Genomic DNA, 12,077 nt, shown 5'->3' on the forward strand with positions numbered 1-12,077 from the left:
TCTGGCCGGGCGACGAGCGCACACTGGCAAGCGATACCCTAAACCAGCCCGGGTAAACTATCAATATATTTGACACAGATGGCTCAAAAGCCTACTGATGTGCATTTTATTAAACAACAACAGGAGCCGTACCATGAGCATCGACAGCATCATCGACTTCGCGCAGGTCATCACCGAGGCCGAACGCTACCGCCCGGCGGCGGAAAAAATCCTCAAGGGCGAGCCCGACCAGGCGGTCTACAACCATTATTCCAGCCCCTGCGGGCAGTTTGCTGCGGGCGTGTGGGAAGGCGAGGTGGGACAGTGGACGGTGAACTACACCGAGCATGAATACTGCGAGATCGTCCAGGGTGTTTCGGTGCTGCGTGACCAGGATGGCGGGGCCAAGACCCTGCGTGCCGGTGATCGGTTTGTCATCCCGGCCGGCTTCAAGGGCACTTGGGAGGTGCTGGAGCCTTGCCGCAAGATTTATGTGATGTTCGAGCAGAAATGATCTGAGGCTGTTCCGGCCTCTTCGCGGGCTCGCCCGCTCCCACAGGGATCTCACTGCTCTCGGGCTTGTGATGTACCTGTGGGAGCGGGCAAGCCGGCGAAGAGGCCCGAACAGGCATAAAAAAACCCGCAGCCTTTCGGATACGGGTTTTTTCAGGTTGCCGATCAATTACTTGATCTTGGCTTCCTTGTACACCACGTGCTTGCGAACAACCGGATCGTATTTCTTGATCTCGATTTTGTCCGGAGTGGTGCGCTTGTTCTTGTCGGTGGTGTAGAAGTGGCCAGTGCCAGCACTCGAAACCAGACGGATCAATTCACGCATGACGTTCTCCTTAGAACTTTTCGCCGCGAGCGCGCAGCTCGGCCAGCACTACGTCGATACCACGCTTGTCAATGACGCGCATGCCTTTGGCGGATACGCGCAGACGCACGAAACGCTTCTCGGATTCAACCCAGAAACGGTGGTGCTGCAGGTTCGGCAGGAAACGACGACGGGTTTTGTTGTTTGCGTGGGAAATGTTGTTCCCGGTTACTGGACCCTTACCAGTAACTTGACAGACTCTCGACATGGACTCAGCCCTCTAAAACCACATGCCCAACCCGGCATGGGTTGGCCGCTTAATCTCTCAGTCTTTGGCGCCTGGGCGCCGTGATTCTGGAGGTCTTACCGACCGGATACGCTGACGCGACAGGCCGAGCCCCTAGAAAAGAGCGCTGCTTTATACCAGAAAGACTTGGCCACAACAACAGAAGATACGTTTCCGGTACCGGCCAAGCGCGCCGGGCCAGCATAGCGGCAGGCCCCGCCAGCAGTCGACCGCTCGTCGCCAGTTTTGTAAAAAAGGGTGTGGTCATTTCCCGACGGGCACACTAGGGTAGGCCTTTTCCAGACTGCACTGGCAGATGGGCCACTGACAGCCAAGGAGCCACCATGCGTGCCGCCGCCCTTTCCTTATTGTTCAACTCCCTGTTCGCCGCAGGCGCCCTGTTTGCCGCAGGCGCTGCCCAGGCAGCCCCGCTGAGCGTCTGCAGCGAGGCCAGCCCCGAAGGCTTCGATGTGGTGCAGTACAACTCGCTGAGCACCACCAACGCCACGGCCGATGTGCTGATGAACCGCCTGGTGGAATTCGACGCGGCGCAAGGCAAGGTGGTACCGAGCCTGGCAACCAGCTGGACGATATCGGCCGATGGCCTGATCTACGACTTCACCCTGCGTGACGAGGTGAAATTCCACAGCACCGCCTATTTCAAGCCAAGCCGCGCCCTGAACGCCGACGATGTGCTGTTCAGCTTCCAGCGCATGCTCTACCCCGCCCATGCCTGGCACAAGACCGCACCGGGCGGTTACCCGCATGCCCAGTCGCTGCAGCTGGGCAGCCTGATCAAGGCGATCGAGGCGCCGACGCCAAACACCGTGCGCTTCACCCTCAACCATCCGGACGCCACGTTCCTGGCCACCTTGAGCATGGGCTTCGCCTCGATCTACTCCGCCGAATACGCCGACAAGCTGCTCAAGGCCGGCACGCCGGAGAAGCTCAACAGCCAGCCGGTCGGCACCGGGCCGTTCGTGTTCCAGCGTTTCCAGAAGGACGCCGTGGTGCGCTACCGCGCCAACCCCGACTACTTCGCCGGCAAGCCGGCGGTCGACCCGCTGATCTTCGCCATCACCACCGACGCCAACGTGCGTCTGCAGAAGCTCAAGCGCGGCGAGTGCCAGGTCGCATTGTCACCCAAACCACTGGATATTGCCGAAGCTGCAAAGGACGGCAACCTCAAGGTGGCCACCACCCCGGCGTTCATGACCGCCTTTGTCGCCATCAACAGCCAGCACCCGCCGCTGGACAAGCCGGAGGTGCGCCAGGCCATCAACCTGGCCTTCGACAAGCAGGCCTACCTCAAGGCGGTATTCGAAGACTCCGCGGTGGCCGCCAACGGCCCCTACCCGCCCAATACCTGGAGCTACGCCAAGGACCTGGCCGGCTACCCGCTGGACCTTAAAAAAGCCAAGGCCCTGCTGACCAAGGCCGGCCTGGCCGAGGGCTTCAGCACCACGATCTGGACCCGTCCGTCGGGCAGCCTGCTCAACCCCAACCCCAGCCTTGGTGCACAGATGCTGCAGGCGGACCTGGCCAAGGCCGGGATCAAGGCCGAGATTCGCGTGATCGAGTGGGGCGAGCTGATCCGCCGCGCCAAGGCGGGCGAGCATGACCTGCTGTTCATGGGCTGGGCGGGGGACAACGGGGACCCGGACAACTTCCTCAGCCCGCAGTTTTCCTGCGCGGCGGTGCAGTCGGGGACCAACTTCGCACGCTTCTGCGACAGCCGCCTGGACCAGTTGATCAGCGCCGGGCGTACCACCAACGACCAGAGCGTGCGCAGCCGGCTGTACCAGCAGGCGCAAACCTTGATTCAGCAGCAGGCGCTGTGGGTGCCATTGGCGCATCCTACGGCGGCGACGCTGCTGCGTCAGGGTGTAGAGGGGTATCAGGTGAGCCCGTTCGGGCGGCTGGATTTCAGCAAGGTCTCAGTGACCAAGTAAACCTGCACCGGCCTCTTCGCGGGCTTGCCCGGCTCCCACAGGGACAGCACAACACTCAAGGTTGGTGCGATACCTGTGGGAGCGGGCGAGCCCGCGAAGAGGCCGGGACAGGCAGCACAAGGGCCTAAGCCACGATCCACCCATGCTCGACCATCGACAGCGGCTCCCCGTCGCCAATGATGATGTGGTCCAGCACCCGCACATCGATCAACGCCAGCCCCCGCTTCAACGATAGGGTCAAATGCACATCGTCCTGGCTCGGTTCACTGATACCCGAGGGGTGGTTATGGCACAGGATCAAAGCCGCCGCGTTATGCAGCAATGCCCGCCGCACCACCTCCCGCGGGTAGACACTCGCCCGGTCTATCGTGCCCCTGAACAGGATTTCAAAAGCCAACGGCCTGTGCTTGGTATCGAGAAACAGGCAACCGAATACCTCACTGGCCTCATGACGCAGCATGGCCTTGAGATAACGCCGTACCGCCGCCGGGCCTTCGAGAGCCGCTGCGCGCTCGATGTTCTCATCCAGATAACGTCGGCCGATCTCCAAAAGCGCCTGTAACTGTGCATATTTCACGGCCCCTATGCCCAGCTCGCGCAGTACAGCCTCGCGATCAGCCTCAAGAAACTGCCTCAGCCCGCCAAAACGAACCAGCAGCCCCCGCGCAAGGTCCAGCACATTACGCCCGGCAACCCCGGAACCTAGCAGCACGGCAAGCAACTCTGCATCCGACAGCGCCGCTGCCCCACGCTGCAGCAACTTCTCCCTCGGCCGTTCTTCAGCCGGCCACTCCCTGATATTCATCCCGTCCCTTTGCCTTTGCTGCGGCCCATTTCGGCCCTGTGTTAATCTATTTCGCCTCGTACATGCGACGTTCTGCCGCAGGCATCTTCAAACGTCGCCGCCCGCTCTCACTGGAAAAAGGCAAGCCTATGCAGCGGCTGTATCGCAAGCGCATCGTTCTCGGCGTGGGTGGCGGCATTGCCGCCTACAAAAGCGCCGAACTGATTCGCCGTCTCCTGGAGCACGGCGCGCAGGTGCGCGTCGTCATGACCCGTGGGGGTGCGGAGTTCATCACCCCGCTGACCCTGCAGGCGTTGTCGGGCCACCCGGTGCACATGGACCTGCTCGACCCTGCCGCCGAAGCGGCCATGGGCCATATCGAACTGGCCAAGTGGGCCGACCTGGTGCTGATCGCCCCCGCCACCGCCGACCTCATGGCGCGTATGGCCCAAGGCATGGCCGATGACTTGCTGACCACCCTGGTGCTGGCCACCGACGCCACCGTCGCCGTAGCCCCGGCGATGAACCAGGCCATGTGGCGCGACCCGGCCACCCAGGCCAACCTCGAGCTGCTCAAGAGCCGTGGCATCCAGGTGTTCGGCCCGGCGTCCGGCAGCCAGGCCTGTGGCGACGTGGGCCTGGGCCGCATGCTCGAAGCCACCGACCTGGCCTGGTGTGCCGCGGAAAGCTTCAAGCGCCAGGCACTGACCGGCAAGCACGTACTGATTACCGCCGGCCCGACCCAGGAAAACATCGACCCGGTGCGTTACATCACCAATCATAGCTCCGGCAAGATGGGCTTCGCTCTGGCCGAAGCGGCCGCCGAAGCCGGGGCTCGGGTCACCCTCGTCACCGGCCCGGTACACCTGCCGACGCCCGACCGGGTCAGCCGAATCGACGTGGTCAGCGCGCGGGACATGCTCGCCGCCTGTGAAGCGGCCATGCCGTGCGACCTGTTCATCGCCTCGGCGGCGGTCGCGGACTACCGCCCGGAAGTCGTTGCCACGCAAAAACTGAAGAAAGATCCTACGACCGGCGACGGCATGCTGCTGCAGATGGTGCGCAATCCCGATATCCTTGCCACCCTCGCTGGCCGCGCCGACCGCCCGTTCAGCGTCGGTTTCGCCGCCGAGACCGAACACTTGCTCGATTACGCCACGCGCAAGCTCAAGGACAAGAACCTCGACCTGATCGTCGCCAATGATGTGGCCAACCCCAGCATCGGCTTCAACAGCGAGGAAAACGCCTTGACCGTGATCGACCGCCAGCAGCACCAGACCCTCTTCGCGCAGACCAGCAAAGGCAAGATTGCCCGGCAACTGGTCGCCTTCATCGCCGAACGGCTCAACCAGGTTCAATAAGTTACATGCACGCTCTTCAAGCCAAGATCCTCGACCCACGCCTGGGCAGCGAATTTCCGCTGCCGACCTACGCCACCCCTGGCTCCGCCGGCCTCGACCTGCGCGCCCTGCTAAAGGAAGACACCGTCCTCGAGCCAGGCCAGACCCTGCTCATCCCTACCGGCCTGTCGATCTACATCGGCGACCCGGGCCTGGCGGCGGTGATCCTGCCACGCTCGGGCCTGGGCCATAAACACGGCATCGTGCTGGGCAACCTGGTCGGGCTGATCGACTCGGACTACCAGGGCGAGTTGATGGTGTCGTGCTGGAACCGTGGCAACACCCCGTTCACCATCGCCGTTGGCGAGCGCATTGCCCAGCTGGTGCTGGTACCCGTAGTCCAGGCCCATTTCGACATCGTCGAAGCGTTCGATGAAAGCCAGCGCGGCGCTGGCGGCTTTGGTCATTCCGGCAGCCACTGAGCCGAGAAACGACCGTTCAGGCCAAGGATGGCGAACTCTCTGGCGAAACCACCGTCCAAGCGTTCAGTTTGCGCCTGCCCAGAAAGCCTTTGACTAATGGAGCTTCCAGAGATGAACGACATGGCCCACCTGGTACCCGCCGCACTGCCAGACAGCATTTTCCGCGCGTATGACATTCGCGGCGTGGTCGGCAAAACCCTTCACGCCGAAACCGCCTACTGGATCGGCCGTGCCATCGGCGCGCAGAGCCTGGCCCAGGGCGAACCGCAGGTTTCGGTCGGCCGCGATGGCCGCCTGTCCGGCCCGATGCTGGTCGAAGAGCTGATCAAGGGCCTGGTCGACGCCGGGTGCCACGTCAGCGACGTCGGCCTGGTGCCTACCCCGGCCCTGTACTATGCAGCCAATGTGCTGGCCGGCAAGTCCGGAGTGATGCTGACCGGCAGCCACAACCCGTCGGACTACAACGGCTTCAAGATCGTGATTGCCGGTGACACCCTGGCCAACGAACAGATCCAGGCCCTGCTGACCCGCCTGAAAACCAACAACCTGAGCCGCGCCGATGGCCGCGTGGAAAAGGTCGAGATCCTTGACCGCTACTTCCAGCAGATTGTCGAGGACGTGAAGCTGGCCAGGAAGCTCAAGGTGGTCGTGGACTGTGGCAACGGTGCCGCGGGCGTAATCGCGCCGCAATTGATCGAAGCCCTGGGCTGCGAAGTGATCCCGCTGTTCTGCGAGGTCGACGGCAACTTCCCCAACCACCACCCGGACCCAGGCAAGCCGGAAAACCTCGAAGACCTGATCGCCAAGGTCAAGGAAACCGGCGCCGATATCGGCCTGGCCTTCGACGGTGACGGCGACCGCGTCGGCGTGGTGACCAATACCGGCAGCATCGTCTACCCCGACCGCCTGCTGATGCTGTTTGCCCAGGACGTGCTGTCGCGCAACCCGGGCGCCGAAATCATCTTCGACGTCAAATGCACCCGTCGCCTGACCCCGCTGATCGAGCAGCACGGCGGCCGCGCACTGATGTGGAAGACTGGTCACTCGCTGATCAAGAAGAAGATGAAGCAGACCGGCTCGCTGCTGGCCGGCGAGATGAGCGGTCACATCTTCATCAAGGAACGCTGGTACGGTTTCGACGACGGCATCTACAGTGCCGCGCGCCTGCTAGAGATCCTCAGCAAGGCCGGGCAGAGCGCCGAAAACCTGTTTGCCGCCTTCCCGAACGATATTTCCACGCCGGAAATCAATATTGATGTGACCGACGAGGGTAAATTCAGCATCATTGATGCACTGCAACGCGACGCCGAATGGGGCGAAGCCAACCTGACCACCATCGACGGTGTGCGGGTGGATTACGCCCACGGCTGGGGCCTGGTTCGCGCCTCCAACACCACCCCGGTGCTGGTGCTGCGCTTCGAGGCCGACAGCGACGCCGAATTGCAACGTATCAAGGATGTATTCCGTACCCAGTTGCTGCGGGTAGAGCCTGAGTTGCAACTGCCGTTCTGACCGACTATCTGTTCCTTACAGGAGCCCTGCATGACCCTCGATCGCGATGCCGCTTCCCATGTAGCCGAGGTTTTGTCCGAAGCACTGCCTTACATCCGCCGCTTTGTCGGCAAGACCCTGGTGATCAAGTACGGCGGCAACGCGATGGAGAGCGAGGAGCTCAAGACCGGCTTCGCCCGTGACATCGTGCTGATGAAGGCTGTGGGCATCAACCCGGTGGTGGTCCACGGTGGTGGCCCGCAGATCGGCGACCTGCTCAAGCGCCTGTCGATCGAAAGCCACTTCATCGACGGCATGCGCGTCACCGACTCGGCGACCATGGACGTGGTAGAGATGGTGCTGGGTGGCCAGGTCAACAAGGACATCGTCAACCTGATCAACCGCCACGGCGGCAGCGCCATCGGCCTGACCGGCAAGGACGCGGAGCTGATCCGCGCCCGCAAGCTGACTGTCAGCCGCCAGACGCCCGAGATGACCACCCCGGAAATCATCGACATCGGCCACGTGGGCGAAGTGGTAAGCGTGAACACCGACCTGTTGAACATGCTGGTGAAGGGCGACTTCATCCCGGTGATCGCGCCGATCGGCGTGGGTGCCAACGGTGAGTCGTACAACATCAACGCCGACCTGGTGGCGGGCAAGGTAGCCGAGGCGCTGAAGGCCGAGAAGCTGATGCTGCTGACCAACATCGCCGGCCTGATGGACAAGCAGGGCGAAGTACTGACCGGCCTGACCACCGAGCAGGTCAACGAACTGATCGCTGACGGTACCATCTACGGCGGCATGCTGCCGAAGATCAAGTGCGCGCTGGATGCGGTCCAGGGCGGCGTGAACAGCTCGCACATCATCGACGGCCGCGTGCCGAATGCAGTGCTGCTGGAAATCTTCACCGACAGCGGCGTGGGTACCTTGATTACCAACCGCAAACCGCGCTGAGTGATCGGTTAGCCTGCACTGCCCCTTCGCGGGCACGCCCGCTCCCACAGGGATGGCGCAAAACCTGTGGGAGCGGGCATGCCCGCGAAGAGGCCGGTACAGGCGACACAAAAAAGGCGACCTTCACAAGAAGGTCGCCTTTTTCATTGCCAGGCCAGGATCAGATCCCGTACTGCGCCCGGTAAGCCTCGACAGCCGGCAGGTGCTGCTTCAGCTGAGGGTCATCGGCCAGGAACTCCAGCACCTGGGTCAGCGACACGATGCTGACCACCGGGATACCGAAGTCGCGCTCCACTTCCTGGATCGCCGACAGCTCGCCATTGCCACGCTCTTCGCGGTTCAGTGCGATCAGCACACCAGCAGCCTTGGCCTGCTGGGCGTTGATGATCTGCATGACCTCACGAATGGCGGTACCGGCAGTGATCACGTCGTCGATGATCAGCACATCACCGGCCAGCGGTGCGCCGACCAGGCTGCCGCCTTCACCGTGGTCCTTGGCTTCCTTGCGGTTGAAGCACCATGGCACGTCGAGCTGGTGCTGCTCGGCCAGGGCCACGGCGGTGGCCGCCGCCAGCGGGATACCCTTGTAGGCCGGGCCGAACAGCACGTCGAACGGGATCTTGCTGTCGACGATGGCCGCCGCATAGCAACGGCCCAGCTGGGCCAGGGCAGAACCGCTGTTGAACAGGCCGGCATTGAAGAAATACGGGCTGGTACGCCCCGATTTCAGGGTGAATTCACCGAAACGCAGTACCCCGCGATCGATGGCAAAACGGATGAAGTCGCGCTGATACGGCTGCATGAATAGTCCCGGACACCACGGATTTAGCTAAATGGGTTGAGCTCGGGTATCATACACGCACGAGATTTTTGGGGCCATTTATGCGGATCATCAGTGTGAACGTAAATGGCATTCAGGCTGCGGCCGAGCGTGGTTTGCTCAGCTGGCTGCAAGCCCAGAATGCCGACGTCATCTCGCCTTCAGGATACCCGCGCCTCGGCCTTTGAACTCGATGACCCAGCTTTCCAGCTCGATGGCTATTTCCTTTATGCCTGCGACGCGGAGGTGCCTGCCCAAGGTGGTGTGGCCCTGTATTCGCGCATGCAGCCCAAGGCAGTCATCACCGGCCTGGGCTTCGAGACAGCCGACCGCTACGGGCGTTACCTGCAAGCAGATTTCGACAAAGTCAGTATTGCCAGCCTGCTGCTGCCTTCGGGCATGAACGGCGACGAAGACTTGAACCAGAAGTTCAAGTTGATGGACGACTTCGCCAAGTACCTGGACAAACAGCGTCGCAAGCGTCGCGAATACATCTACTGCGGCTCGTTCTACGTGGCGCAGCAGAAGCTCGACATCAAGAACTGGCGTGACAGCCAGCAGTCGCCGGGCTTCCTGGCGCCGGAGCGTGCCTGGATGGACGCGATCACTGGCGAGATGGGTTACGTCGATGCCCTGCGCGAAGTCAGCCGTGAGGGTGATCAGTACAGCTGGTGGCCGGACAACGAGCAGGCCGAAATGCTCAACCTGGGCTACCGGTTCGACTACCAGATCCTCACCCCGGGCCTGCGCCGCTTCGTGCGCAATGCCCGCCTGCCACGTCAGCCGCGCTTCTCCCAGCATGCGCCGCTGATTGTCGACTATGACTGGACGTTGACCATCTAAAAGGCATGGGGCCGCTTTGCGGCCCTATCGCGACACAAGGCCGCGCCTACAAGGGTTATGCATTCCCCTGTAGGAGCGGCCTTGTGTCGCGATAGGGCTGCAAAGCAGCCCCAGCTTTATTTGATCGGCCGCCAGATCATCGGGTAGCGATACGGCTTGCCTTCATTCGCCCGCACCGCCGCAATGATGATCAGCACCAGCACCGCCACCATCAGCATGGCGAACAGCATCAACCCGATGAACACGAACATCAGCAGGAAGCAGATGAACCCGGCAATGGTCACGCTGATCTGAAAGTTCAGCGCCTCTTTGCCCTGGGCGTCGATGAAAGGGTCTTGCTCGCGCTTGAGGTGCCACAGCACCAGCGGGCCCAGCAAGTGCCCGAGCGGCACCACCAGGCCCAACAGCGCGGAGAGGTGGCAGAACATCGCCCACTGCCGGATTTCGGCATTGGGCGGGGTGATCGACAGGTTGGATTCGCTCATGCCCCGCACCTCCCTGGCTGGGTTCAGTCGGCCAGCGCCGCCTGCTGCAGTTCGAAGATCTCGTTCATGCCCTTCTGCGCCAGAGCGAGCATGGCGTTGAAGTCTTCAGGCTGGAACGGCGCACCTTCGGCGGTACCCTGCACTTCGATGAAACCACCGGCGCTGGTCATGACCACGTTCAGGTCGGTTTCGGCGGCGGAGTCTTCCAGGTAGTCCAGGTCGAGCACCGCTTCGCCCTGGTACATGCCCACCGATACTGCGGCGATCATGTGCTTGAGCGGGTTGCCGGCCTTGAGGCCACCGCGCTTCTTGATCACCGCCAGAGCATCGCACAGGGCGACCATGGCACCGGTGATGGACGCGGTACGGGTGCCACCATCGGCCTGGATCACGTCGCAGTCGATGTACAGAGTGATGTCACCGAGCTTGCTCATGTCCAGCGCGGCGCGCAATGAACGGCCGATGAGACGCTGGATTTCCAGGGTGCGGCCACCCTGCTTGCCACGGCTGGCTTCGCGCTGGTTACGCTCGCCGGTGGAGCGCGGCAGCATGCCGTATTCGGCGGTCAGCCAGCCTTGGCCCTGGCCCTTGAGGAAGCGCGGCACACCGTTTTCCACGCTGACCGTGCAAATGACCTTGGTGTCACCGAACTCGACCAGTACCGACCCTTCGGCGTGCTTGGTGTAGTTGCGGGTAATGCGGATCGAGCGGAGCTGATCGGCGGCGCGACCACTTGGACGTTTCATCTGGGATACCTGTACTGGGACTTTGAATCTGCCGAGCATTATAGAGCCCACGGCCCGGGGAAGACATGCCTATTGTCGCGCCCGCCACAGCCCGTCGCCTTTTCCTACCGGCCAGGCCACCCGTCGGTAACATGGGTGGATTGGGCGCCAAGGCCCCACTGCGCTACAATCCTGCGCCTTGCAGCCGAGAGGCTCCCACCGTTCATTCATCTACGCGAGGTACTCCCCATGGTGCACAGCATGACCGCTTTCGCGCGAGTCGAGCGCGCCGGCAGCCAAGGCACCCTGGTCTGGGAGCTGCGTTCGGTCAACCACCGTTACCTGGAACCGCACCTGCGCCTGCCCGAGGCCCTGCGCGACCTCGAAGGCGCCGTGCGTGAGGGCCTGCGCCAGGGCCTGTCGCGGGGCAAGGTGGAATGCACCTTGCGCCTGAACGAAGACAGCAACGGCAAACCGCTGAAGGTGGACCGCGAACGCGCCGCGCAGCTGGTTGCCGCCGCCGAGGAAGTGGCCAGCCTGATCAAGCAGCCGGCACCGCTGAACCCGCTGGAGGTGCTGTCGTGGCCAGGCGTGCTGGTGGCCGACGCTAGCGACCCGCAGGCACTGAACGCCGAAGCCATGGCGCTGTTCGACGAAGCGCTGGCCGAACTCAAGGCCGGGCGCCAGCGTGAAGGCCAGGAACTGGCCCGGCTGATCAACGAACGCCTGGACAACATGGCCAGCGAAGTCACCACCCTGCGCGCCCTGGTGCCGCAGATGCTGGCGGCGCAGCGGCAGAAAATCCTCGACCGCTTCGGCGACATGCAGGCCGAACTCGACCCGCAGCGCCTGGAGCAGGAGATGGTACTCCTGGCCCAGAAGAGCGACGTGGCCGAAGAGCTTGACCGCCTCAGCACCCACGTCACCGAAGTGCGCCGGGTGCTCAAGGGTGGCGGCGCCGCCGGCCGGCGCCTGGACTTCCTGATGCAGGAGCTCAACCGCGAGGCCAACACCCTCGGCTCCAAGGCCTTCGACCCACGCAGCACGCAAGCGGCGGTCAACCTGAAGGTATTGATCGAACAAATGCGTGAACAAGTACAGAACATCGAGTAAGGC

At 62.7% G+C, this 12,077-nt stretch carries 13 protein-coding genes and 1 pseudogene; 8 read left to right on the top strand and 6 right to left on the bottom strand.

The genetic code is table 11. The annotated features are described in order from the left end of the window. Window positions 1-133 precede the first annotated feature (133 nt). Window positions 134-493 (top strand): cupin domain-containing protein, encoded by a 360-nt coding sequence (locus tag QIY50_10015; protein ID WGV22463.1) that lies wholly within the window; start codon window positions 134-136, stop codon window positions 491-493. Window positions 494-661: 168 nt separating this feature from the next. On the opposite strand, the gene rpmG is transcribed toward QIY50_10015, so the two are convergent. Together rpmG and rpmB are read right to left on the bottom strand one after the other, a co-directional pair. Next, window positions 662-817: a 50S ribosomal protein L33 gene (rpmG, locus tag QIY50_10020; GenBank protein ID WGV22464.1), complete on the bottom strand. Its 156-nt coding sequence runs from the start codon at window positions 815-817 to the stop codon at window positions 662-664. 10 nt (window positions 818-827) lie between these two features. After that, window positions 828-1,064 (bottom strand): 50S ribosomal protein L28, encoded by a 237-nt coding sequence (gene rpmB / locus QIY50_10025; GenBank protein WGV22465.1) that lies wholly within the window; start codon window positions 1,062-1,064, stop codon window positions 828-830. A 362-nt stretch (window positions 1,065-1,426) separates the two neighbouring features. On the opposite strand from rpmB, the gene QIY50_10030 reads away from it, so the two are divergent. Further along, the gene (locus QIY50_10030; protein ID WGV22466.1) at window positions 1,427-3,034 is read left to right on the top strand and encodes an ABC transporter substrate-binding protein; all 1,608 of its coding nucleotides are present in this window, start codon (window positions 1,427-1,429) and stop codon (window positions 3,032-3,034) included. 124 nt (window positions 3,035-3,158) lie between these two features. Here QIY50_10030 and radC read toward each other — a convergent pair whose 3' ends face one another. Further along, the gene (radC, locus tag QIY50_10035; GenBank protein WGV22467.1) at window positions 3,159-3,839 is read right to left on the bottom strand and encodes a DNA repair protein RadC; all 681 of its coding nucleotides are present in this window, start codon (window positions 3,837-3,839) and stop codon (window positions 3,159-3,161) included. Between the two features lie 128 nt (window positions 3,840-3,967). Between radC and coaBC the strand changes: the two genes are divergently transcribed. From coaBC to argB, 4 genes are all read left to right on the top strand, one after another. After that, window positions 3,968-5,179 carry a bifunctional phosphopantothenoylcysteine decarboxylase/phosphopantothenate--cysteine ligase CoaBC gene (coaBC, locus tag QIY50_10040; protein ID WGV23035.1) on the top strand — a complete coding sequence of 404 codons (1,212 nt, stop codon included), beginning with the start codon at window positions 3,968-3,970 and terminating at the stop codon, window positions 5,177-5,179. A 5-nt stretch (window positions 5,180-5,184) separates the two neighbouring features. After that, window positions 5,185-5,640, top strand: coding sequence for a dUTP diphosphatase (dut, locus tag QIY50_10045; GenBank protein ID WGV22468.1), 456 nt, complete (start codon window positions 5,185-5,187; stop codon window positions 5,638-5,640). Between the two features lie 111 nt (window positions 5,641-5,751). Beyond that, window positions 5,752-7,152 (top strand): phosphomannomutase/phosphoglucomutase, encoded by a 1,401-nt coding sequence (locus tag QIY50_10050; GenBank protein WGV22469.1) that lies wholly within the window; start codon window positions 5,752-5,754, stop codon window positions 7,150-7,152. Window positions 7,153-7,182: 30 nt separating this feature from the next. Next, window positions 7,183-8,088 (top strand): acetylglutamate kinase, encoded by a 906-nt coding sequence (gene argB, locus QIY50_10055; protein WGV22470.1) that lies wholly within the window; start codon window positions 7,183-7,185, stop codon window positions 8,086-8,088. A gap of 160 nt (window positions 8,089-8,248) precedes the next feature. On the opposite strand, the gene pyrE is transcribed toward argB, so the two are convergent. Next, the gene (gene pyrE, locus QIY50_10060; GenBank protein WGV22471.1) at window positions 8,249-8,890 is read right to left on the bottom strand and encodes an orotate phosphoribosyltransferase; all 642 of its coding nucleotides are present in this window, start codon (window positions 8,888-8,890) and stop codon (window positions 8,249-8,251) included. Between the two features lie 80 nt (window positions 8,891-8,970). Between pyrE and QIY50_10065 the strand changes: the two are divergent. Next, window positions 8,971-9,751: pseudogene (locus tag QIY50_10065) on the top strand (exodeoxyribonuclease III). Between the two features lie 116 nt (window positions 9,752-9,867). Here QIY50_10065 and QIY50_10070 read toward each other — a convergent pair. Together QIY50_10070 and rph are read right to left on the bottom strand one after the other, a co-directional pair. Beyond that, window positions 9,868-10,236 (bottom strand): DUF4870 domain-containing protein, encoded by a 369-nt coding sequence (locus QIY50_10070; GenBank protein ID WGV22472.1) that lies wholly within the window; start codon window positions 10,234-10,236, stop codon window positions 9,868-9,870. Window positions 10,237-10,259: 23 nt separating this feature from the next. Further along, the gene (rph, locus tag QIY50_10075) at window positions 10,260-10,982 is read right to left on the bottom strand and encodes a ribonuclease PH (protein ID WGV22473.1); all 723 of its coding nucleotides are present in this window, start codon (window positions 10,980-10,982) and stop codon (window positions 10,260-10,262) included. Between the two features lie 228 nt (window positions 10,983-11,210). Between rph and QIY50_10080 the strand changes: the two genes are divergently transcribed. Next, entirely contained in the window at window positions 11,211-12,074 is an 864-nt protein-coding gene (locus tag QIY50_10080) for a YicC family protein (protein ID WGV22474.1), read from the top strand. Window positions 12,075-12,077 lie beyond the last annotated feature (3 nt).

This window comes from Pseudomonas putida, from assembly GCA_029953615.1.
Taxonomy (GTDB): Bacteria; Pseudomonadota; Gammaproteobacteria; order Pseudomonadales; family Pseudomonadaceae; genus Aquipseudomonas.